This window comes from Paradesulfitobacterium aromaticivorans (assembly GCF_054657415.1).
Genome location: NZ_BAAHYT010000011.1, coordinates 862,233 through 885,602 on the forward strand (window position 1 = coordinate 862,233; position 23,370 = coordinate 885,602).

Here is a 23,370-nt window from a genome sequence, read left to right on the forward strand (position 1 = left end):
CGTTCAGGGCGAAATAACGAAGTGATTTTCGCGTTGCTTTTGCAAGGTTGCATAGGAGCAAGGAAAAGCGTGATTATTACCTAATCATCGTTTCCTTTCAGATAGGGTTAGCGCTGTTATTGATGGGGTCTATGCGTTTGTGCATAGGAGAAAAGTACTCCCCCTCCTATTAAGAATAGAATTGTCCAGATTAGTTGAACAATCAATTCACTGTTGTCGATAAAGATTGTGACAGGAGTCAAAGCAAGGTGAATAACGGCGAAACTCAGAGCCATTAAATAGAAGTTTTCTCCGTTCTTTCTAGGTGTGCGTATCGTTAAGACCAAGGAAGTTACGAGATACCATACAGAATAGATCAGCCAGAGAGGATAACGGAAGTCAGCGGAGTTTAACCATGTTCCCAGTATGGAAGCGGCTTTCCCCCAGCCCTCTCCTTCTGTCCATAAACCCCAGACGGCTATGCTTAAAAACAGTGGAAAAACAACGGAAATAACGTCCAACCCCTGCTTCCATACTTCTTTGTCCTGATTCCGGCACAGATAACGGCAGCTAATCGCGGTCAGGGCAAATCCTATTGTTGCTCCCCAGACGGTAAAAGCTCCGTGCCAAAGGGTAACAACCCCGCGCAGGTTTCCTTCAAAATAGCTTATATGCGTCAGAACGTAGCTTAAACGTGACATTAACACGCCGCCCACGATGAAAAAGCTGAGAGATTTCTCCCATTGTTCAGGAGCTATCCCCCAGGACTTAGCTTTGCGGAAACTCAAATTGTAACTTAATAACACGGCCCCAAGGAAAATTAAATGGCTGTAGCGGATTACAAAGCTCCCATAACGCCAAAAAATCGGATTCATAATTTAAGCCCCATTTATTTTGTACTTTCCTCTAGACCGGCGAACCACTGACGCAGTTGCGCGTAATTAGTGGCACCCTGAATCTGATAACGGATAATCCCTTTCGCGTCAATAGCATAAGAAGTCGGAAGCCCGGTTGCCATGTACAGCGTAGCGATGTCCCCTGTTGAGTCATATCCAATCGGAAAAGTAAACTCTCTTGGTTCAATAAAGCTTCGGACTTTCATGGGAGATTCTTTAACATCAATGGCAATTATTTCGACATTATGTTTTTCATCATAAATTTTTTGGATATCAGGCATTTCGAGTTTGCACCACGGGCACCAAGTAGCCCAAAAGTTTAAAAACACGGGTTTCCCCCTAAGGTCTGACAGCTTGATACTTTTGCCGTCATCCAGTGTGAGCGTGAAATCCGGGGCCAGATTCCCGATATTGAGGCCGATAACTGGCTGCTTCTGCTCGGATGTTGGCTTAGATGAGTCGGCTGATACTTGGCCAGGCGCGTTGTTAGATTGCTCAGGCACGGAAGGGGCACAGCCGGCAGCAAGTGCCAACACTAACACGAGAACAAAAAATAGGCGCATTGCCTTCATCTTATTTCACCTGTTCATTTAACTATTTCCTGGAAATGCAGGATAAGTTGATTTTAGCAACTTTCTCCAGACTACGCAAGGGTAAATCCGCTCGGAAATATCGAACGATGTAGGACTTTTCTCAGAGGAATCTAGCGCCGTAAATGTCGGCCAAAGCCTGTATAAGTTCCTGCATCAGCGGAATATCTTTAATCGCTATCCTGATAAACTCCCCAGTAAGGCCTTTGAAGTTCGTACAATCGCGCACCAGGATCCCGCGTTCCCCTAACTGGCGCACTAACAGTGAGGCTTGGCGGTCAAGTATTTTGATAAGAGCAAAGTTAACTACAGAAGGCAGAATCTCTAGGGACGGGAATACTTGGCGTGCGAATTCTGAGTACAAATATGCCCTGGCTTGCGCAACTTTTTCCCTGGTTTCAGCTGCAAAGTCTGCCTCCTCAAGCGCGGCACCCCCTGCCTTTTGCGCCAATACATTCACTGACCACGGATCACGCTGTTCTTTGAATAATGAAACGTAATTCTCTTTTGCCATTAGGATACCTAAGCGCAAGCCGGGAAGGCTGTAAAATTTAGTTAAGGAGTAGAGAATTATCAGGTTAGGATAGCGGTTTAATTCGGTACGCCCGGACCACCTTATGGAATCAGGGACAAAATCTAAAAATGATTCATCCAGTATTACTTGGCACTCGTTTTCATAGGCAATATCCAAGAGCAAGCTGAAATACCTGTGTGGAAGCACACTGGCGGTGGGATTATGGGGGGAACAAAGAAAGAGCAGGTCACAGCCTGTTAAGTAATTCTGCCACGCGCGGACGAAAACATCTTGTTCCTGCGGCGAGTTTAAAGGAGGAAGAGATCCCCACCCGTACGCTCCCAGTGGGATATTTACTATTTCAGCCTGGACGGCGCGGGCAGCCCGTTCATATTCACTGAAGGCAGGTACAGGAACCGCCACTTTCTTAGGCTTTAAGGCATTAACCACAGTATAGATAAGTTCTCCGGCTCCATTTCCTACCAATATTTGTTCCACCGGAACTTCTAGTGTGCGTGCAAGCGTGGTGCGCAGTAGTTTGCTTGCAGGGTCCGGATAATTTACAATATCGGGCAGAGCTTGAGTTAAAGCGGTCCAGACCGAAGCAGGCGGGCCAAAAGAATTAATGTTGGCCGATAGGTCTATGAAGTTCTTATGCCCGTAAGTCTCTTGGGCCCAGCGTAAATTTCCACCGTGCATTATTACACCTCATGCATTTTTAGTTAAGACTGTTTCCATTGTACTCCCCCGTCCTGGGCTTGAAAACAATCTATATATACAGGTTGAAACCGTTCTCTGGCATCTTCTAAGAGTTCAGGCAAAGACCGCCCGCTTTCAAAAACTCCTGCGAGCAAGGTACCGCTGTGGGCAGTGATAACCCCGAGGCCGCCGTTTTTAAGAACCCAACCCTCAAATTCTTCAAAATACGGTTTGGGGTTAAGCTCAAGATTGCAGAGGGCGCTGATTGTCCCTCCCTGGGCCAGCTTTTCTAAATCAGAGGAATCAATCCCGCTTCTTACCAGGTGCAGCGCTGTGCGTATCTTAAGTTCGTACTTGCGGTAATGTGCTGCTAACTCGCGGCGTGCGTTAAAAGCAACAGTGTCAATTATTCCACCCCAGTCAAGTGCAAGAAACTGGGCAGGCACTGAGGTTCCCAGTACTTTGTAATATTTGCCGTGAATATGATTAATCTCAGTAATTCCGGGAAACATTACACTATCACTGGGCTCGATGCGCAAAGCCCAACGGGCCAATTCTGAAGCTTCAGGAGTCTCTCCTAAGGCGAGCAAGGTAGCGGCGGAAGCAGCCACAATATCGGCAGTAGAACTAGCCATCCCTTTGCCAACCGGGAGTTGAGAATTAAACCTAAGTTCCCCGGCAGCCTCAATTCCACGTTCTTTCAGAATCAAGCCCAGGGCTCGACCGACCTTGTCTTTGGCAGAGGGAATCTGCCACTCCCCGGTATCCTGCTTAATCGTGACTTTAACTTCAGCATACCGATCAATTGGACAGTCTACTAGAAACGGAAGCCCGTTCTGAGCTCCCTGAACCCATTCCCCGCAAGTTCCCGGGCAACGGGCTACTCCAACAACTGGCTCCATTAGTATTCTATCCCCCTCCGACTTTTCTTGCCTTGTTGAAATGGATGTTTCTCCATGTTCAACTCCCACCAGCAATCGACCAACGGTCGGAGTGATTCAGGCATCTTACGCCCGGTCAAAATCCAGTCTGCTTTGCCAGTTGTCAACAATTCCCTTAACTCAGAAAGGGACATGAACTCATGGTTAAGCGCATGGCTTATCTCATCGAGAATGAAGAGATCAAAGGAGTTTACCTGCAAGCAATCTTTGAGATAAGAAATTGCTTGTTCGATGAGGGGTTTGGCAATGTTGGGATCGCGGTTGTGGCGGAAACATTCCCCACAGCCGGTGCAATGTTTTAACCCGGTGCGGATCATCCCAGACCAAACGCAGCCCACTCCAAATTGAACTAAGTGAATACCTAAGCGGTAGAGTCCCGTTAGTTCTCCTGAATATGTGCTTCCCTTCAAAAACTGTACTATTACTACTTTTTGCCCGTGGCTTAAGGCTGATAAGCTCTCACCCAGAGCGGATGTGGTCTTGCCTTTCCCACTTCCGGTGTAGACTGTAATCATTGATTTAACCTCGTCTGCTCTTGTGCCAATAATCAACAAGTTCAGGATGTCCGGCAAAGTTTAGATGCAAATAAGAAGCAAAAACATTTCCCTCGACATAACCTTCTAAAAACTCGCTGTCTCCTTTGACCAGGCGGTACGCTTGCTTATGCCCGCTCTTAAAAGAAACTTTGGAGTAATGAAACTCATGTCCGTGAACGGCTGTACCCTCTTCACCTAAAAAACAGTCTGCCCCTAATTCCGCCCGGCGGTAGCCAATTCCCTGCAGGCGGGAAGTCATTTCCGAGTACATGGGGATTATCCCGGCAAGCGGATAGGAATTCCCGTTAAAGTCGGTGATAGATTCTCCCAGATACATGTAGCCCCCGCACTCTGCATAAACAGGCTTGCCCTCAGCCGCAAATCTGCGAATGGAAGCCAGCATCGAAGTGTTCTGACTTAATTGTTCCAGGAACAGTTCCGGAAATCCTCCTCCGATCATAATGCCGTCAACATCCTGAGGCAGGGACGGGTCATGCAGCGGGCTAAATGGAATGAGCGCAAATCCCCGGCTTTCCATTATTTCGAGGGCATCGCGGTAATAAAACAAAAACGCTTCGTCCCAGGCGTATCCTAGGCGGAACGGAATGGTGCCACTGCCCTGTATCTCTTCGTCGTTATTATCACCAGAGTATGCAGGCGCTTTTTGCATTATTTCCTTTAGTAAATCTAGATCTAAGAATTCCCGTACGGTCACGGCTAAATCTTCTATATAATCTTCCCTGGGTTTTTGTTCCCCCACCGGAACCAAGCCCAAGTGCCGCTCTGGTAGTTGTAAGCGGGCTTCAGCAGGCAGACAGCCTATAACCGGAATTTCTAATTCACTGATGGCAGCGCGCAGGATTTTTTCCTGCATCTTAGATTTAACCCGGTTGAAAATTACCCCGGACACTTCCAGCCCAGGTTCAAAATTCTGATAGCCGTAAACCAGGGCTGCGGCACTGCGCGCCATAGACCCTCCGTCGACTACGAGAATGATCGGGACTTTTAATTCCTTGGCTATATCCGCTGTGCTACCAAGGCCAGGAGTACCGTTCATCCCGTCAAACATGCCCATGACCCCTTCGATTACAGCCCAATTGCCGTAAGCACTGCGGGCAAAGATCTCATGCAAGTGGGAGGAAAGTAGCCAGCGGTCGAGGTTGCGGGAAGGTCTCCCGGTAGCCAAAGTATGATATGTCGGATCAATGTAGTCCGGTCCCACTTTGTAACCTTGCACAGAAGTCCCCTCCTGGCGCAAAGCAGCCATTATTCCGGTGGCGATAGTGGTCTTGCCTACGCCGCTGTGGGTTCCAGCCAGGACTATGCGGGGTATATCCATGTCAATTCCCTCCCGTTCTCTCTCCCTTGGAAAATTACCAGACTATTCATCTCGCCTTTCATCCTCTGTGGGGGACACATTTAGGCGGTATGTACGTTAAACGAATGCCCTCCACATCCAGGCCAGTCCTAGAACCGGAACCAGCGCCAGCCATTCCGCAGCCCTCAGCAGCTTCAGGCATTCCTCGATCACAGGAGGTTCAAGCGGACGGGCAGGATCTCCCATTTCCGCCCGGTGATGAACTTGCCCATGGTAAACATTTATCCCACCCAGTTGAACCTTAAGCAGTCCGGCAACCACACTTTCCGGATTCCCGCCGTTCGGACTGGGATGGAGTCCGGAATCGCGCTGCCAGATTAGAAAAGCCTGTTTTACAGGCAGGCGGAAAAGTGCTCCGGCCAGAAGGAGAATGGGAACGGAAAGCCTGGCGGGCAGATAGTTGGCCACGTCATCACTGCGGGCGGAAAACCAGCCAAAATCCCGGTAGCGGTCATTCTTATATCCCACCATCGAGTCAAGCGTGCTAATGGCCTTGAACGCTAAGGCCAACGGTGCCCCGCCTATAGCCGCATAAAAAAGAGGAGAAAGAATGCCATCCACAAAGTTTTCGGCTAATGTTTCCACAGTCCCACGCACAATCTCCGCCGAACTTAGATTCGAAGTATCGCGGCTTACCAGCCAGGATAGGCGTGTGCGGGCTTTGGTAAGGCTGTGGGCCTCAAGTGAAATGAGCACAGAGCGCCCGGCTGCGCGTAGGGATTTACTGGCGATAGTCGTTGCGATTAAATACACTTCTATAACCTTGGAGGCGGTTAAAGAAGACATTCCGGTCAGTTCAAGCAAGCCCCAGGTTATAAAAAACGTGCCAGAAGTTAAACCAAGAGCCAAGAAAACACCTTTAAGCTTGCGCCTCTCCGGTCGGCCATGATTCAGTCTGGCTTCAAGCCAAGAGATTGTCTTCCCCATCAATACTACCGGATGGGGAAGACGCGGAGGATCTCCGATAAACTGGTCTAAAATAAACGCTAAGAAAACGGCAATGGCACGACTCATTCTAATAGCTCCATCTTACATTGCTCCATATTATACCTCTTATAACCCCATGATTTCACGGATCTTGGGCATGTCAACACTGCGGCGCACTAATTCCGCCAATTGGTTGAACGCAACTTCGCGCAGGGCGGCTTGGGATGAAGAACCTTCTACCGGTCGTGCCAGTCCGCGCCGTTCCCACAGCCATTCGAGCAAGGCTTGGCGCAGGGAATCGTTGTCAAAAATCCCGTGAAGATAAGTCCCAAAAGCCATTTTGTCTTGAAGGCCGTCCGGGTAGACTCTGTTTTCTGCCTGCAGACGGAAGAGCGGCTGACTGTCAGGAGCGGGGACGGAACGGCCCATGTGAATTTCATACCCGGATATTTCTGCCCCGTTACAGCGGTCCAGGAACATTCCGCTTCCGACTACAACACCCTGAGTTTGTACCGTATATTTGCCAAGGGAAAACTCCGTTTCCAGGGGCAAGATCCCAAGTCCGGGTATTTCTTCAAGGTCTGATTCAGTGTGATGCGGGTCGCGTACGACCTTCCCCATCATCTGATAGCCCCCACAGATCCCGATCATAGGTCCGGAGTTTTCCCACCATTCTCTAAGCAGCGGCGCTAAGGCACTTTGATGCAGAAACTGAAGGTCTCCCAGGGTATTTTTGCTTCCGGGCAAGATTATTAGATCCGGTTCCCCTAGTTCAGATACTTTACCCACGTATCTTACTGAAACATCCGGTTCATCTTTTAAAGCGTCAAAGTCCGTAAAGTTAGATATATACGGCAAGTGAATAACAACTATGTCAAGTTGTCTTTCCGAACGTTCCTGTTGTCCAGATTCCATATCTAAAACAACAGAATCTTCTTCTGGAATTCTAAAATCGGAAAAATACGGTACTACTCCTACGACCGGTATCCCCGTCTTTTCTTCCAAGAAATCCAGGGCTGGCTGCAGGAGAGCCAAATCACCGCGAAATTTATTGAGGATAATTCCTTTTACCAGAGCCTTTTCTTCTGGCTCTAGCAACTCAAGCGTACCCACTATTGACGCCAACGCCCCACCCCGGTCTATATCCGCCGCCAGCAGGACCGGTGCTTGAATTTCCAGAGCCACTCTCATGTTAACAATGTCGTTTTGTTTAAGGTTCACTTCAGCCGGGCTGCCAGCACCTTCAATAATGAGGATTTCATTCTCATGCATAAGCTGGGTAAGGGAAGCACGCACGACCGGCCATGTCTTCTGCTGGTATTCCCCGTGATAGCGGAGTGCGGATAAGTTACCCTGAGGTTTACCAAGGATTACTACTTGAGAACTCGCTTGTCCGCTGGGTTTTAATAGAATCGGATTCATGAGTACGTCAGGTTCTGTGCCTGCTGCCTGAGCCTGGACTACCTGCGCCCGTCCCATTTCTCCGCCTGCCAAGGTTACAAAGGAGTTTAAGGCCATGTTTTGGGCCTTAAAGGGGCTGACAACAAATCCCTCCTGGTAGAAAATGCGGCAGAAAGCTGCCGCTAACACACTTTTGCCAACACTGGAGGAAGTCCCTTGAATCATCAAGGCTGCTGCTCGATTATTCATCCTCTACCCAACTTTCTTGTGCATGTGTTATTCTTTGCTCTTTGCAAATATCCAGGAAACTTGTGAAAACTAAGGCGTGCGGCCTACAGCCGTATAGATTAGGGCGTTCACTGCAGCGGCAGCCAAGGGGCTGCCGCCACGGGTTCCGCGCACTGTAATTGATATGAGTTCCTTTCTTTCCCATAACAGTTCCTTTGATTCTTTGGCACCGACAAAGCCAACAGGCATCCCGACAATTAAGGCGGGGCGGCAAGAAGGGTCTTGCGCGAGCTCCAAAATTTCTATCAAAGCTGTGGGAGCATTTCCGACGGCAATGATGGAACCGGCCAAGGTTTCTTTATTTAGGCGCAGAGCGGTCATCGTCCGGGTAAGACCCCATTCTTTGGCCTTGGCTCGAACCCTGGGGTCATTCAGGAAACAAAGTGCTTTCCCGCCCAAGAGTTGCAGGCTCTGTTTGGCAACCCCGGAACGAACCATTTCAACATCGGTGATAACCGATGCGCCGGCGGTCAAGGCTTTCAATCCGACTGCCACAGCCTGAGGATGGATGAGAATATCAGATTCGAGTGCCAAGTCACCGGTTGTATGAATTAGGCGTTCAACGACCGGCAGCTCAGTTTCATGCCACGTTTTGTGCAGCATGCTTCGGATATAGCGCATACTTTCGCTTTCAATCAGGCCGGGATTCGTGATAAAATTCATCCCCCCATAGCCTCCTTAATTCGAGAACTGGCCAATTGCGCGATCAGGTCATCTGCCCCCAGTTCTGTCGTGAAAATTATATCGACCTCAGGGTACTCAGTCCGAATTTCTTTTAATTCTTCATGAATATCAATACTCACATGAATACCGCGAAAGAGGAAAAGAGGCATCACAATAATTGTACGCGCTCCTTGCCGGATTTTATCCGTAACCGCAGTAGGCAAGCTAGGTTCAGCATGCCCCATAAATGCGGGCGTTACTTCCCGACCGACAATGGCGCTAACTTTACGGGCCACCTGCAGCAAACCCTGATTCGCTTCCTCACGCCGGCTCCCGTGCCCTAAGAGAATTATTTCAGCTGACATAACTTTTCCTCCAGTCTACTTACAAATTCTAATAAATTGGCGTGTTCTCCAAATGGGTTTGGACGTTTAAGCAAAATTATCGGTATGCCAGTTTCGAGACAGGCTTCGATCTTTTCCTGGGTTCCTCCGGTGGGGCCGCTGTCTTTAGCAATCACTACCTCAGCTTGTAACTGTTCAAAGAGCGCTTTGTTGAAAGCCTTTGAGAAAGGACCTTGAGCTGCGATTATTTGCCTAGGTTTTAACCTCAGGGATTCACAGCGTGCGAGCACACTCGCCGTCGGCAAAACCCGTACAAACAAAGTTTTGTCCCGCAAACACGGCATGTTCAGGAATTCAGGCAGGGAATTGCTGCCGGTGGTGAGGAGAATTCTCTGGCCTAAAACTGCAGCCATGGCACCAGCTTCTGTTAGATCTTGGGCCCAATGAACAAGAGGGTGTTCTTGAAACGTAACCCCGGGCCGTTCCCAGCGCACGTACGGAAGACTGCGTTCTGTGCATAGTGCGTGCGCAAGTTTCTGAATAACTTGGGCGTACGGATGTGTGGCATCTACTACAGCCCTGATCGACTCCTGTTCCAGGAACAACCTTAAGGATTCCTTACTGAAAGCCCCGAAGCGTGCAGACAAACCTTGGGCCTGTGCCAGTTCGGCACCGTATGCCGTTAAGGTCGAGAGAACGACTTCATACCCTGCTTTGTGTAGCTCTTCCCCCAATTCACGTCCATCCTGGGTTCCGGCGAGAACCAAAAGTTTCATAGATGATAGCCCCTGGGAGTCACTAAGTACGGTCCGATTTTTCTGGTCTGGGAATTCCCAATAATCACGGTACTCAGCATATCAATATCTTGCTTGGTAAAGTCCGCCAAGGTACTGATTGTGATTAAGGTCTCAGTTCCACGCAATGCTTCCCGTACAATCCCGACAGGGGTGTTAGGTTCGCGGTGTGCTAAGATAATTTCTCTAACCCTCTCAATTTGGGAAGTGCGCCCTTTGCTTTTGGGGTTGTACAAGGCTATCACGAAATCCCCTTCGGCTGCCAGATGTACACGGCGTTCGATAATCTCCCAAGGAGTAAGGAGGTCACTTAAACTAATAACGGCAAAGTCATGCATGAGGGGAGCGCCCAATAGAGAAGCTGCGGCATTGGCTGCCGTGATCCCAGGAATGATCTCAACTTCGATGTCCAGGCGTCCGGCTTGTTCCAGACACTCAATCAAAATCCCAGCCATGCCATAGATTCCTGCATCCCCGCTGCTGACTAGGGCTACCTTTCGCCCCAAGACAGCTAAACGTACTACTTCCTGACAACGTTCTATTTCTTGGCGCATCGCAGTTGCTACGACTTCCTGGTTGCCTAAAAACGGGCAAATTAGTTCGATATAAGTCCGATATCCTGCGACAGTATCAACTTCCTGCCAAACTTCTTTCACCCTTGCTGTCATGTGAGCAGGATTTCCTGGTCCAATGCCGATGATATAAATTTTTCCTGGCTGATCGCAAGGCTCACTCCGTTCAGCTTGAGCTTGGGCAAGATTAAAGTCCCGTCCCGGGTTCCGAGCAGGCTCGCTGGTTCGCATACCCCATCCACTCCTATTTTCCTTTTTACAAACTCTGATTTACTTAACCCATATTGATCGTTCGCGTCTTGAATTTTGTCTTGGCTAAAAGTTCCAAAGGGAATTCCAAGCTCCAAGGCCGCCTGGATAAGACCGCTCTCCTGGGCTTTAAGATCAATACTGTAAATTCCTTTAAGCGCACTGGCAGGTGCTTTAATCTCCGCAAGAGCCTGGGCGATCCCCTCTCTGACCGTCTGCACAGGAATTCCTTGGCGGCACCCTATACCCAAGCTCAGAAGGCGCGGGATCAGAAATACTTTGTCCTCCAGACTATCCTCATGACTTGGAAAAGCAGAAATAATTAATTCAGCCTGATCCCGTTCCTGAACAAACAAATAACTTTCATCCGCAGCTAAGAGGTGATCAGGTGCCAGGATGTGTTCAGTCCACACTCTTAGGTATTTGCGTTCCAAGAGCAAGCGGTTAAGACGCGGCAGCTTTTTTAAGGGAGTTATTGCCCAGCCCAAGCGCCGAGCGTACTCATCAGGCGCAATCAATCCTTGTCCATCGGTGGCGGTCGTTATTACCGCTGTGGCTCCTAACATTGGAGACAGATGCCGGGCCCAGGCATTCGCACCGCCGAGATGTCCGGACACAAGCGGGATTACGAATTGCGCGTGTTCGTCGATCACCAGAACTGCGGGGTCAAGATCCTTGCGCTTAAGCATCGGGCTAACTTGCCTCACCACAATTCCGGTCGCCATAACAAATATCAAGACCGGGTATTTGCTCCATAACTGGGGCATTAAATCTTGCAGACGTGAAAATGAATGGTATTCAGTCTCGCAATGATTATGGCTAAAAATTTCTACCACTGGAATCAAATTATTCTCTGTCGGTCGCGCCAAAATATCGGCGATACGCTCTGCGGTTTTTACACCCTGAGCGGTCAGGGCCAGTACAGCAATCTTTACGCTCACTGCTTGGTGCTCCCTTGACGGTATTCGTGTGTAAATTCGGGATCATAGAGTTTAGAGCGGGCATAATCCGTATACAAAAAATCTCCCACCAGAATCTGGGCTGTTTTACGGATGCCTGCCTGACGCACCTTGTCCTCGATATCCTTCAAAGTGCCAAAAATCACCCGTTCTTCAGGCCAGCTTGCTTTATACACCACTGCAATCGGAGTGGACGGTGTATAGCCGGTGAGCAATTCCTGAACAACCGACCCAATGTCCTGCACACTTAAAAAAATGGCCATACTCGCCTGGTGTTGAGCCAGGGCTGAAAGGTTCTCTTTGTCCGGGACTGGAGTTCTCCCGGCCATCCGGGTCAGAATAAGGGTTTGACTGACTTCAGGCAAAGTAAACTCCCGTTTAACCGCGGCTGCCGCAGCAAAAACAGAACTAACTCCCGGAATTATCGCATATGAGATATTAAGCCCAATAAGAGCATCTATTTGTTCTTGTATTGCCCCATACACAGAGGGATCCCCGGTGTGTAAACGAACCACACATTCCCCTCGTTGCACTCCTTCCTGCATGAGTTTAAGAACCTCTTCCAGTGTAAGATTGGCACTATCATGAATTGAAGTGTTAGCTTTACATTTATGCAGCAGTTCAGGGTTAACTAAAGAACCGGCAAATATTACCCGGTCAGCCTTCTCCAAAGCCTTCAGTCCCTTGACTGTAATCAGTTCTGGATCGCCCGGACCTGCACCGACAAAAATAACTTCTCCCTTCATTGTTTTCCCCCCATCTTTATTAACAACAGGCTCAAATAATCGACTTTCTCCGTTTCGGATAACTCTTTAAGCGCACGAATTTCTTCTCCATCTTGTCCGATTCTCGTGAATAATACCGCTTCGTGCTCAGAACCGGTAAGCGACTGTGCAACATCCGGTAGATTGCGGGAAAGTTTTAAGATCACCAGATTGGGCAGATCAAGAAAGCGCCCGATGTCATCCGTTCCCGGCAAAACAAGGAGTGGTTCGTCTCCCAGTGCCAAGGGCACATTGATACGGGCGGCAGCCGCTGACATCGCGCTTATTCCCGGAACCGTTTCAATTTGCTCAGGAGAGAGATGAGGACTCAGGTAAGTAAGCAAATAACTGTAAGTGCTGTATAACGACGGATCACCAATCGTGATAAAAGCTACATCCAAACCTGAGTTAAGCCGGGATAAGATTGCCTGGGCACCGGTCTGCCATGCTTCCTGCAATACTTCCTGGTCTGATGTCATCGGCATTTCTAGTTCCAGAAGTTCCGTCTGCGTGCGGTAATGCCTGCGCGCGATCTCCCAGGCTACACTTTCCCGGTCATGACGCGATTTAGGAATCGCTACGATATCTACGGACTGCAATACCTCCACTGCCCGCAATGTTAAAAGACGGGGATCACCCGGTCCCACACCTACTCCGTAAAATTTACCCTTATTCATGCTTTGCCACCTTTCGTTGCGGAAATGATAAAAACCTGATTTAATGAATTAGCCATATGAAGATCACCCGCTTCCTGCCAGCGTACCACCTGCAGGGATATCGCTTCAATCTCACAATAATTATGTTCCTGCAAAAGAGCAAGCCCTTCAGCCGCATTTTCCAAAGTAACGGCGGTCATCACCAGCCTGCCACCAGCTATCAGTGGAACCTGCGTTATAATCTCCCGCAAATGCCCTTTGCTGCCGCCGATAATGCAAACATTGACTGCAGGGATTTGGGTAAAGGCTTCCGGTGCACTTTCGGGAACCAGAACTACGTTTGATACCTGAAAGTGCTCACAGTTGCGCTGGATCAATTCTTGGGCCGTAGAGTTGTTTTCCACGGCATAAACCATACCACGCTGAGCGAGCAAGGCAGCTTCTATACTTATACTTCCGGTACCTGCTCCCACATCCACTACACTATCTGCAAGGGATATATGGGCCTTAGCTAAGACTTGTACGCGCACTTCCGCTTTGGTCATGGGCACATGATCCCGAATGAACTCATCATCAGAAATACCCATAAAAAATTGTCTACTTGCGCGTTCCTGCTGATTCCGCTCCAAATCTCCGGTGGGAAATATGATGAGAATCGCGTTATCCAGTGCTTGTTCTGACACAGCAAGTGCGCTGGCGCGAGTAAGCTCCCAGACTTCATCCGCATAGCCAAGGGCATTGCCGACAGCTATCTCAGGATCTTGCCCTCTGTCTAAAAGCAACTGCGCAACTTTCTGAGGAGTATTCGCCCCCCCGGTTAGTACCGCTAACGGACTGGAAATTACTCGGGGCAAAGTGTTAAGGTCTCTCCCATGTACACTGCAGAAGGAGGCTTCCTGCCAAGGCAGACCTGCCTTAGCAAAAGCCAGTTGCAGGGAACTAATCCCCGGGAGAACAGCAATCTCTGCAGCGGGGAATTCGCGTTTTAATCCGGACAAGATGCTGTAAAACCCTGGGTCTCCGGAAACAAGCACCCCGATCGTTAAGCTTTGTGCCAGCAAATCAGCAATCCTGTTATAGGTTTGCCCAAGATTTGAGGAGAGAAGATGCCGCTCTCTGCTAAACTCCGGGAATAACACCTGCAGGCGCTCACTTCCTACTAAAACATCACAACGCGCAACGGTCTGTTTAATCGCCGGTGCTACCCACTCCGCTGTTCCCGGGCCGGTTCCAATTACGTAAATCATAAGTTTAATCTCCTTGGAATATTTTAAAAATAAAAAGAGCCTAGACCGGCTCGCAATGGTTGAGTGACACATCACCTATCACGCGTAGGTCTGTGGAAATATCTTAAGGTAGGTCTCCTGGCTTCAGATCATCGTTTTCCCCATCCTTCCCAGCTTGCGCCAGTGGCCGTTTTGGGGAAACTCCCTGTTCACAGTGGCGGGACCGCGCCGGATTTACACCGGCTTCCCTATTACCCCTCTCAGTGAGGGACCTTAAGAAAATTATTCTAAGAATTTAATTAACTGCCGTAATCCATATTACATCTGCCAACAACCGTTGAATGTTCGCAACAGATGGAATACAGTCTATCAAAATTAGATGCAGTATATTACTATTCGTGATCTAAGACTAAAATCCTGCTTCGTTAAATAAATTTAATCACTCACGTTCCAGAAGGCCACGTCCACTTCTCAGCGGCAGCAACCTTTCGTGCTTCCTCATCCCAGCCCACAAACGTGCCATCAAGCAGGGTTAAGACCGTACCAACAGTCATTTCCTGATGCACAAATGCCTGCGCTCTGGAACTGGCCAAGGCAGCCAGTTTATGTACTAATCCCTGATGTCCAAGCAACAAAAGTTCTTTAACTGCTCCCTCAACTGTAGGGATTTGAACGAGTTCACTCAAGACAGATTGCTTGATCCCGGCCAGCGCACTATGCGCGAGTAAGATTTCAGAACGGGCATCAGCTACTCGGTTGTGGGTATGAAAAATCCCACCCGCAATCTTAATTAGTTTGCCGACATGCCCTAGTAATAATACCTGTTTGATCCCCCGGTAGGCAGCTTCCTCCAGAATATAGCCGACAAAATTACTCATCTGAATAACCGCTTCAGGCTGAACTTGCATCTTTTCGACTGCCGTTCGGAACCCATAATTCCCAGGAGTAAGCACCACTGTCCGGTAACCGTAAGCAACTGCCTGATCTATCTCCGGCAGAATCGAAGATTTGAATGCTTCTTCCGACATAGGCCTCACGATCCCGGTGGTTCCAAGGATGGAGATCCCGCCCACAATGCCTAGGCGTGGATTGAGAGTGTGCTGTGCAATTTTTTCCCCTTGTGGCACCTCGATTACCACTTCAAGTTCTTCCGTGGGAAAAACTTCGCGTACTGCTTGTTCTATCATCAGGCGCGGTGTCGGATTAATCGCACTTGTTCCCACAGGCAGCGCTAATCCTTTTTTGGTCACAGTTCCAACTCCGTGACCGCCTGTGATGTGAACCGGTCCGTGTGGGGATAAGAACTTAACTTCCGACTTAATTTCAAGGCCATTGGTTACATCCGGATCATCGCCGCCGTCTTTAAGTACGGACGCATGCGCTTTAACGCCATCCCCTTGGCACGTGTGAATAGGAATCGTTAGGCGCGCCATGTTTGGTAAAGGAATACTAACGTGAGTGATGAGTGTTCCTGTACCCGGAGCGTTCTTAAGATTTTGGCTGAGGATGCTTTGAAGCTGCAGGCATGCTGCTTTAGTCGCTGCCGCTGCGCTGCTCCCGGTGGTATATCCCTCGCGCCATTGATGCCGATCTTTTGCTGTCATGTTTATCCTTCCCATTACCTTGGATTTTCAAGAAATCTGGTCCTATTGTTCATTAACCATCATCCTTTTATTCTCTGTATTTGCGAAGAATCCTTCCTTAAGGAACCTTATGTGAAGGAAAACATTGTCGAACCGAAAATCACGGACGAAGAAAAAAACCCGGCAGAAATATAAGAAAAGCCTTAGATAGTTCATTTCTAAGGCTTTTCTATGTCAAAAATTTAATTAGTTAAAGGAAACTATACAGTTTGCTGCTTATCCCCGGTCTGTAATAATTGCTTACTTTTTTTAAATCTAAGGAATCCATCTATTCCAATAAGCTCAGCATATTTTGCAAATTTTAACATTGCTAAGTTCGTCCAAATATAACCGAAGTTATTAAATGATCCGGCAGCCATAAACTGAACATTCATAAAGAAGGCAATTAAAGCAGCCCAGAATACTCTAAACCCTAGAATCATTACTACCCCAACTAAAATTTCCAAAATAACGACTAGGGTATCAGTCAACCCTGGCATAGTTAAAAAGATATTGTCCGCGATCCAAGCAAATGCTTTGTTAATACCAAGTGGATCAAACTTAGTAACTTTTTCACCTGCTAAATTCGCAATTAGCCCTTTAATCAGTCCAGCTGAATTGAGTTTACCATCACTAAACCATGCTAACTTGTGAAATCCAGCTTCAACCCATGACCATCCATAAATCAGTCTTGCTACTGTGAAGATAATTACTAGAAGGGCCGCTTTCCAATCCTTTAATTCTGCTTTTACTGCATCAAAATAAGCAGTCATAAATACAAAACCTCCTTATTAATATTATTTTGAAACTTTAGTTAAAATAAAGACACGTGATAAGCCTGATGACTGAATAACTTAGGTTTCTTAAATTATCCCCCCCTCGTAATATTTTTTTGATATCTGGTTGCTCTATTGTTATAAAAATTACTAGTGCAAGCTCAAGCAACCCGGATATCATTTACACTGGCATACAATAAGGTGGATAACGAGCACCTTTTGTATTTTCCAGTATGGAAGTACTAAGATAAATTAATAGCAAAAACCGTGCCATCTCTAAAACCCACTATTATTAGGGTTTTACTACATGACATAGTGTTAACTTTCACATATCCCTGTTAACATCGTTAACTATTGTACATATACTCTCGTTCCAAGTTTCACTTAAGCTACCGTGGTATTAAATGCGCGCAAGCCTAATAATACTAATGTAACAAGTTGTAATTTAATTGCTGAAACCGTATACTTTATGTTAACATAAAACTTATTAATGAATGTGTTAACTAAACCTAGGTGTTAACTCGGTTTTAGTTAACATTAGACTAGCCCGCTCTCTTTCAGGAAGGAGCGAATTTATGGAAAAAGAGCTTTTAGACAGTTTCCCTTACGCCTTGATTCGGATAGATTCGGACGACAATGTCATCCAGGTGAATAAATTCGCCGAGAATTTACTCACTCAAGTTAATTCTAGGTTCTGGGAGGTTACTCGGGAAGCCAAACAGTGGGGAACAATTAAGTCTTGGGTTAACTCCCTGGGACAGGTTTTCTTTATTCAGACTTTCTGTGTTGAGGGAGATAAACACTCCTTGATTTTGGTTGCGGATGAGCCTGAATTATTAAATGCCCTTCCAGCCTCTCTTGAAGAAAAATCAGAAGATTTTACAGCTGACCCTTACGTAGTTACGCAAAAAATCGTCGACCTTATCCAAAGTGCTCTCACTTTTGAACGTTTTGACCTTCTGCGCGTTGACCCCAGCCTGCGTAAATATACCTATGAATATTCGATTGGGATAGATATCGTAGGCACACTCCATACTGCCTATGCAAACATTACTAATAACGGTTTAGGTTGGATTGTCCAACATGAAGCACCTATTTTGGTAGAACACTTAACCCCGGATTCCTTTTTCTTGAACGAAGATCCTAGACTTTATCAAACTGGATTTAAGTCAATACTCAGGGTACCGATTATGTTTGATCACGGTGCTGTGGGTGCTATTCTTTTAGCAAGTTCCTGCCCCGGCGAATTTCAAATTGAAGATGCGATGTTAGTTGATCTTATCAGTAAACTTATAGCTCAGCCATTTTATCACGCAGGGATAACCCTTCAGCACGAATATCAAACCCTGGCCTCTGCTGCTCTTCTGAATACCGTTATTAACGCTATGCCCGAGTCAGATCTCGAATTATTTCTAAAAGAGTACTGTAATCAACTACGCGAAAACTCGAAGCTTGACCGCGTCGGGGTTTTTCTGATTGACCCCCCGCAAACAAAGCGTCTTTGTATTGCCGAGGCTGGTAAAGAGCTGATAGGGTTTGGAGAATGGATTCCCATTAATGTTTCCGGCGGTGTAGCCGAAATGCTGCGTTCCAAGAGTGTTGTATCCTTTAACTTGGCTGATCCTCGTTACCAGCATGTGGAAGACAGCCTTAAGGGAAGCGGGTTTACGGCGATTGTGTATGTTCCAATCGAAAACAATGAAGGAGGGATCATCGCCTGTCTCACAGGTGTGAGTTCAGATGAACAGGCCTTATCTTTCCCTACAGCCGGTATCTTTAAGTCCGCGTCCGAGCAGCTGGGGCAAATCATCTCGCGTTCAAGCTCCCACTTACGGATTAAACCGGCACAACCCCAGGGAGATCGAACCCCGCGAGGATTCCATAGCATAATCGGCTCTTCTCAAATTATGAAAGATACGATTCACCGGGCCGCAACTGCTTCTAAATACAATTTTCCCATCTTAATCACCGGAGAAACTGGGACGGGTAAAGAATTGTTCGCTAAAGCAATTCATGAGTTCAGTGTCCCTGGTCCTGGACCCTTTATTGTAGTCAACTCTGCTGCCATTCCCGCAAATCTCCTTGAATCCGAACTCTTCGGTTATCAGGAGGGTGCTTTTACCGGCGGGATCAAAGGTGGGAAGAAAGGTAAAATTTTATTGGCTGACCAGGGAACCCTTTTCTTGGACGAGATCGGAGAGCTGTCTCCTGACTTGCAGGCCAAGCTTCTACGCGTAATTCAGGAGCAGGAAGTTGAACCGCTGGGCGCGGTTAAACCAATTCCGATTAATGTGCGTTTTATTTCCGCGACACATCGGGATCTTAACCAAATGGTGAAAAACGGGGAATTCCGCGAAGACCTACTCTATCGTTTGAACGCGATTGAGGTTCGACTCCCCCCTTTAAGAGAACGCGGCCAGGATGTTTTTGAACTGGCTGATCATATGTTAAACCATCTCTCCGTAAGCCACGGCACCCCGCTTAAACGCTTGTCTCCTGAGGCCAAACAGTATTTGGGAAAATACCCCTGGCCTGGCAATGTACGCCAGCTACAAAACGTTATTAATCGGCTCTTCGTTTTTGTTGAGGGTTTGACCATCAATCTTAATGATTTGCCGCCGGATATCCGTAATATCCCAGTTAAAGGCTCGCTCGAATCTGACAAAGATAGAATGGAAAGCCTGCTGCTAGAATTTGGCGGCAATAAAACCGCTCTTGCTCATTACCTGGGAATTACGCGTACCGGCTTATGGAAAAAATTAAAAAGGCTCGGAATTCAGTAGGAATTATATAAAATCGAAGATAATTCGGGAGAAGTTATAAACCATAGTAAAGATAATGAAAGGAAGTGCTGCTTGCGCAGCACTTCCTTTCATTTTTTAGTCGGGCGTGGATTAAGGGCTTGAATATTGCGTTCTTTTTGGATGTCATATTCCGTGTAATGAGGGTCTGTTACTGTCACTGGGGATTTGGGCCTAGATACCTTTTTCCTGCTTCCCATAGCTCTCTTCCTTTCAGTGGGTAAAACATCTAAATTGCCTGTTAATCAAACAGCTAAGGTTAGTTTTCCTTCTGAAAGAAAAGCTATGCAGTCTAAAAAGCGTTTCTGGAAACTGTGCAATCTCAAAAAGTCAGCAATCTCTTACACGCTCAACTTTTATTCGAGTTCTTAGTGATGGTGATGATGGTCATGACCGTGAGAGTGATCACAGACCGCATCAGTTCCGGTAAAGGTGCCGTTGGCATAAGCTTCAGCTACCTCACGGGTTAACCCGCTCGCTCCTCTCAACACTTCAAGACCTGCGAATTCTAATCCTTGAATAGCACCAGGGCCGATCCCTCCGGCGATCACAGTCTTTACTCCTTTGGATTGAAGCATTTGGGAGATGCCGGCATGTTGGTGTTCCAAACCTCTGGTATCGAGAATCTCCTCCCCTACCACTTTTCCATTTTCAATACTAAAAACGGTAAAAGCCTGGCTTCTTCCAAAATGGGCATTGACAATTTCTCCGGCGCTTGGGACAGCAATTTTTTTAGCCAAAACGTATCACTCCTTTACTTTATTTGTAATATTTCCTTACTTTCCGGCTGTTTCCTTAGGCACACTATTTTGGCTCTGAAAATGTTCATAATGTGTGCCAGTGACAATTTCTAACTTCTCTTTATATTTCTCCACGATTTGGAAGGCTAATTTATTGGGACAAGCTCCTTCAAGACTCCCTGCACAGAGGGCGCACGCCACATCATGAGCCTGAGCTTCAGCATTCGGGTTATCAGCGGCGAAGAAACAGCGGACAGTTCCTTCCACCTCATCCAAAGGTTTATGCTCAAGTCCGGGAGGAAAGAACTCATGACGAATGAGACAGCTCGAGAGAAAGAGAGTTTCTACTCCGTGCTGTACCATATGCTCGATGATGGTCGAAGCCTTGTCAGCCTCTTTATTGCCGACACACCCTCCGCAGGTAGACACACCAATTAATTGCAGATCATCTCTGACAGCTTGAGCATGAGTTCCAAAAGCATCTGTTTTATGAAAATAGGAATTTAGACAATCAGCCATTGGACAAATTGGTTCGAGTTTTTGACATCTTAGTATTCCAATCTTTCTCAACATTTATCCCTCCCAAGGTGCGACAAGCAAAATACCCCTAGGGGGTGTTTGCAAATTTACTATAACTCGACCGTAATCGACTTGTCAACTAGGTTAATTGATTTTCGTGTTTCGGCTAAGAGGAAATTCATGTTAAAATAAAAAAGGACACTTTGCTCGAAGAAAATATAATATTCATTTGAACACTGATTATAGTTCGGAGGCTGCTGTATGTGGAACTCACCTAGCTCATTAACTGAGTCATTGAAACAAGAAGGTTATCTTTTAGATCCCGAAGCCGGGATCACCCTCTTTCTGGCACTGGCTTTAGAAAAGCCATGTCTTTTAGAAGGACCTGCCGGAGTGGGCAAGACTCAACTTGCCTTAGCGCTCGCGCGCGCGAGTGGACGCACTTTGATTCGTTTACAATGTTATGAAGGACTCGATCCAAGCAAAGCTCTCTATGATTGGGATTATGCCAAACAACTTCTGCGTTTGCAAATGGCTAAAAGCGGGAACTGGGATGACATTAAAATAAATCTTTTCTCAGAGGAGTTTTTGCTCGCACGACCGCTGTTACAAGCATTACTTTTTCCTGATCCGGTTCTATTATTAATTGATGAATTGGATAAAAGTGATGAGGAATTTGAAAGTTTTTTACTTGAACTTTTAGCTGAATTTCAGGTTACGATTCCGGAACTTGGAACAATTTCCGCTCACACCAAGCCGGTTGTTATCTTGACCAGCAATAATACGCGTGACTTTAGTGATGCTCTCCGACGCCGCTGTGTCCATCTTAACCTTGATTATCCTTCACTTGAAAGAGAAATTGCAATTATTGAGCAGCAAGCTCCGGAAGTTTCTGCTACTCTGGTTAAGGATGTATGTAGATTTGTGGCGAAAATACGGAAAATACCACTTAAAAAATTGCCGAGCGTGTCTGAGAGCCTTGAGTTCGCCAGGGCTTTGCACACTCTGAATATGGACAGGCTTGAACTTAATAATTTACTTGGTACCTTAAGCATTTTGCTGAAATACCCTAAAGATATTGCCAAATTAGAGGAAAGAATAAAACAATGGCAAAACGAAACCGTTGTGCTTGAACGGAGCTCGAAAACATGAACGGCTGGCAGACAGTGCGATTAGTAAAGGCCCTGCGTGCGGCAGGCTTGCCTGTATCGAGTCAGGATTGGGCTGAAGCAGCTCTCTGCCTAAACAGGTTTCCAGATATCCCGGAACGGGTAATGCTGCGTTCGATGCTTATTCACCGTCCTCAGGATGTTTCAATCTTTGATTTGGTGTGGGAAACTTTTGTAGCAGTTCCACCTCCAAAAAGACAAACAAGTGATTCTTTAGCAGCACTTGAGAATAGCCCATATGGGAGCGGCGGACAAAGCAATGGGCATGGAAGTGGTTCTATCAGCAAAGTTCCGTCCCTCGCAGGTCTCGCTTCCTTCACGTATGTCCCGTCTTCCACAGGGCCAGGAGAAGAAGTCTTAGAATTTGATCAAATCTTGAAGCAAGCCCTCACTCATCTCGATTACTATGTCTGGATTAATTCAGTCGACCTCGCTTATCAGCGGGGAGAAATTATCGAAGATGAGTACCTCTTCCTTCATCAGCAAGGGTTGGCTCTGCAACGAGATGTGCGCCAGAACTTATTGGCTAAGCAAGTGGAAATAGAAAACAGTTGGCTACCGTTAAAACGCCAGTACTGGCGGCATAAGCCGTTACAGGCGCTTGCAGCTGAGGAAAAAACACTGGTGCAGACAGCAATCCGCCAACTCGGCAAGAAGTTGGCGGTGCGTCCGGGTCTGCGCTGGCGTGCGAAGGGCCGCGGCAGCCTTGATTTTGCCCAGACTGTCAAAAAATCTTGCCAGCAAGACGGGTTTATTTTTCACCTTTTACACCGCCGGGCACTCCCCCGACTCCCGGAACTAGTGGTCTTATGCGATGTTTCTAATTCAGTTGCTCCCTATTCAGAATTCTTCCTCTACTTAGTAGGGCGTTTGCATGCCCGTTTCCAGCGCATCCGTCTTTTCTTCTTTATTGACAGCATTTGGGACGTTAGCGGACAAGTGTGGGATAAGGATATGAACGAGCTAAAAGAGGAAATTGAAAGCTGGGGCCGCCTCGGCACATCGGGATTTTCCGATTATGGTCAGGTTTTTAGGAGTTTTGCGCACGAAGTATTACCTGAGATCTCCTCCCGGGCTACGGTTTTAATTTTGGGAGATGGTAAGAATAATTTCAGGCAGCCGCAAACGGAATACTTAGCCCAAATGCAAGAACGTGTACGCCATATTTTTTGGCTTAATCCTTTGAACATCGCGGAATGGTCAGAACGAGACAACTCCTTGCCGCATTATCTTCCCTATTGCACCAAGGTTTACCGCTGCCGCACTTTAGATGATCTACGGGAGATAGCGCGCAGAATATTTTAGGACCACCATTCGAACACAATACGTGCCGCAAAATACACAAAAATTATAACTAAGGGAGAGAT

23 protein-coding genes and 1 riboswitch are annotated in these 23,370 nt (G+C 47.2%); of the genes, 3 read left to right on the forward strand and 20 right to left on the reverse strand.

Features of this window, described 5'->3' with window-relative positions; translation table 11 throughout:
• Positions 1-116 precede the first annotated feature (116 nt).
• The 18 genes from ACYQ2N_RS20915 to ACYQ2N_RS21000 form a co-directional block, all read right to left on the reverse strand.
• Complete coding sequence (locus ACYQ2N_RS20915; RefSeq protein ID WP_460001366.1) at positions 117-854, reverse strand: prolipoprotein diacylglyceryl transferase family protein; 738 nt, start codon at positions 852-854, stop codon at positions 117-119.
• 14 nt (positions 855-868) lie between these two features.
• Complete coding sequence (locus tag ACYQ2N_RS20920; RefSeq protein WP_460001367.1) at positions 869-1,447, reverse strand: TlpA family protein disulfide reductase; 579 nt, start codon at positions 1,445-1,447, stop codon at positions 869-871.
• Between the two features lie 121 nt (positions 1,448-1,568).
• Positions 1,569-2,678, reverse strand: coding sequence for a pyridoxal phosphate-dependent aminotransferase (locus ACYQ2N_RS20925; protein ID WP_460001368.1), 1,110 nt, complete (start codon positions 2,676-2,678; stop codon positions 1,569-1,571).
• 23 nt (positions 2,679-2,701) lie between these two features.
• Entirely contained in the window at positions 2,702-3,580 is an 879-nt protein-coding gene (locus ACYQ2N_RS20930) for a GHMP family kinase ATP-binding protein (RefSeq protein WP_460001369.1), read from the reverse strand.
• Positions 3,580-4,134: a cob(I)yrinic acid a,c-diamide adenosyltransferase gene (locus ACYQ2N_RS20935; protein ID WP_460001370.1), complete on the reverse strand. Its 555-nt coding sequence runs from the start codon at positions 4,132-4,134 to the stop codon at positions 3,580-3,582. Before ACYQ2N_RS20935 ends, ACYQ2N_RS20930 begins: the two co-directional genes overlap by 1 nt.
• 4 nt (positions 4,135-4,138) lie before the next feature.
• Positions 4,139-5,494 (reverse strand): cobyrinic acid a,c-diamide synthase CobB, encoded by a 1,356-nt coding sequence (locus ACYQ2N_RS20940; RefSeq protein WP_460001371.1) that lies wholly within the window; start codon positions 5,492-5,494, stop codon positions 4,139-4,141.
• Between the two features lie 96 nt (positions 5,495-5,590).
• Positions 5,591-6,547: an adenosylcobinamide-phosphate synthase CbiB gene (gene cbiB, locus ACYQ2N_RS20945; RefSeq protein ID WP_460001373.1), complete on the reverse strand. Its 957-nt coding sequence runs from the start codon at positions 6,545-6,547 to the stop codon at positions 5,591-5,593.
• Positions 6,548-6,586: 39 nt separating this feature from the next.
• Positions 6,587-8,110 (reverse strand): cobyric acid synthase, encoded by a 1,524-nt coding sequence (locus tag ACYQ2N_RS20950; RefSeq protein ID WP_460001374.1) that lies wholly within the window; start codon positions 8,108-8,110, stop codon positions 6,587-6,589.
• Positions 8,111-8,179: 69 nt separating this feature from the next.
• Positions 8,180-8,812, reverse strand: coding sequence for a precorrin-8X methylmutase (locus tag ACYQ2N_RS20955; protein ID WP_460001375.1), 633 nt, complete (start codon positions 8,810-8,812; stop codon positions 8,180-8,182).
• Complete coding sequence (locus tag ACYQ2N_RS20960; protein ID WP_460001376.1) at positions 8,809-9,177, reverse strand: sirohydrochlorin chelatase; 369 nt, start codon at positions 9,175-9,177, stop codon at positions 8,809-8,811. Before ACYQ2N_RS20960 ends, ACYQ2N_RS20955 begins: the two co-directional genes overlap by 4 nt.
• A complete protein-coding gene (gene cobK, locus ACYQ2N_RS20965; RefSeq protein ID WP_460001377.1) occupies positions 9,162-9,932 on the reverse strand; it encodes a precorrin-6A reductase in 771 nt (256 codons plus the stop codon). The genes ACYQ2N_RS20960 and cobK overlap by 16 nt, the downstream gene beginning before the upstream one ends.
• Complete coding sequence (gene cobJ, locus ACYQ2N_RS20970; RefSeq protein WP_460001379.1) at positions 9,929-10,618, reverse strand: precorrin-3B C(17)-methyltransferase; 690 nt, start codon at positions 10,616-10,618, stop codon at positions 9,929-9,931. Before cobJ ends, cobK begins: the two co-directional genes overlap by 4 nt.
• A complete protein-coding gene (locus tag ACYQ2N_RS20975) occupies positions 10,615-11,712 on the reverse strand; it encodes a cobalt-precorrin 5A hydrolase (RefSeq protein ID WP_460001380.1) in 1,098 nt (365 codons plus the stop codon). Before ACYQ2N_RS20975 ends, cobJ begins: the two co-directional genes overlap by 4 nt.
• A complete protein-coding gene (cobM, locus tag ACYQ2N_RS20980) occupies positions 11,709-12,476 on the reverse strand; it encodes a precorrin-4 C(11)-methyltransferase (protein WP_460001381.1) in 768 nt (255 codons plus the stop codon). Before cobM ends, ACYQ2N_RS20975 begins: the two co-directional genes overlap by 4 nt.
• Complete coding sequence (gene cobI / locus ACYQ2N_RS20985; protein ID WP_460001382.1) at positions 12,473-13,171, reverse strand: precorrin-2 C(20)-methyltransferase; 699 nt, start codon at positions 13,169-13,171, stop codon at positions 12,473-12,475. Before cobI ends, cobM begins: the two co-directional genes overlap by 4 nt.
• On the reverse strand, positions 13,168-14,397 hold the full coding sequence (gene cbiE / locus ACYQ2N_RS20990; RefSeq protein ID WP_460001383.1) for a precorrin-6y C5,15-methyltransferase (decarboxylating) subunit CbiE: 1,230 nt from the start codon (positions 14,395-14,397) through the stop codon (positions 13,168-13,170). Before cbiE ends, cobI begins: the two co-directional genes overlap by 4 nt.
• Positions 14,398-14,487: 90 nt before the next feature.
• A riboswitch (cobalamin riboswitch) is annotated at positions 14,488-14,667 on the reverse strand.
• Between the two features lie 152 nt (positions 14,668-14,819).
• Positions 14,820-15,980 carry a cobalt-precorrin-5B (C(1))-methyltransferase CbiD gene (cbiD, locus tag ACYQ2N_RS20995; RefSeq protein WP_460001385.1) on the reverse strand — a complete coding sequence of 387 codons (1,161 nt, stop codon included), beginning with the start codon at positions 15,978-15,980 and terminating at the stop codon, positions 14,820-14,822.
• A 239-nt stretch (positions 15,981-16,219) separates the two neighbouring features.
• Complete coding sequence (locus ACYQ2N_RS21000; RefSeq protein WP_460001386.1) at positions 16,220-16,771, reverse strand: DoxX family protein; 552 nt, start codon at positions 16,769-16,771, stop codon at positions 16,220-16,222.
• A gap of 578 nt (positions 16,772-17,349) precedes the next feature.
• Here ACYQ2N_RS21000 and ACYQ2N_RS21005 point away from each other — a divergent pair.
• Positions 17,350-19,557, forward strand: coding sequence for a sigma 54-interacting transcriptional regulator (locus tag ACYQ2N_RS21005; protein WP_460001388.1), 2,208 nt, complete (start codon positions 17,350-17,352; stop codon positions 19,555-19,557).
• 386 nt (positions 19,558-19,943) lie between these two features.
• On the opposite strand, the gene ACYQ2N_RS21010 is transcribed toward ACYQ2N_RS21005, so the two are convergent.
• On the reverse strand, positions 19,944-20,315 hold the full coding sequence (locus tag ACYQ2N_RS21010) for a NifB/NifX family molybdenum-iron cluster-binding protein (RefSeq protein ID WP_460001389.1): 372 nt from the start codon (positions 20,313-20,315) through the stop codon (positions 19,944-19,946).
• A gap of 36 nt (positions 20,316-20,351) precedes the next feature.
• A complete protein-coding gene (locus tag ACYQ2N_RS21015) occupies positions 20,352-20,888 on the reverse strand; it encodes a CGGC domain-containing protein (RefSeq protein ID WP_460001390.1) in 537 nt (178 codons plus the stop codon).
• Positions 20,889-21,095: 207 nt separating this feature from the next.
• Between ACYQ2N_RS21015 and ACYQ2N_RS21020 the strand changes: the two genes are divergently transcribed.
• The gene (locus ACYQ2N_RS21020; protein ID WP_460001391.1) at positions 21,096-21,986 is read left to right on the forward strand and encodes an AAA family ATPase; all 891 of its coding nucleotides are present in this window, start codon (positions 21,096-21,098) and stop codon (positions 21,984-21,986) included.
• Complete coding sequence (locus ACYQ2N_RS21025) at positions 21,983-23,308, forward strand: VWA domain-containing protein (protein WP_460001392.1); 1,326 nt, start codon at positions 21,983-21,985, stop codon at positions 23,306-23,308. The genes ACYQ2N_RS21020 and ACYQ2N_RS21025 overlap by 4 nt, the downstream gene beginning before the upstream one ends.
• The last annotated feature ends 62 nt before the right edge of the window (positions 23,309-23,370 follow it).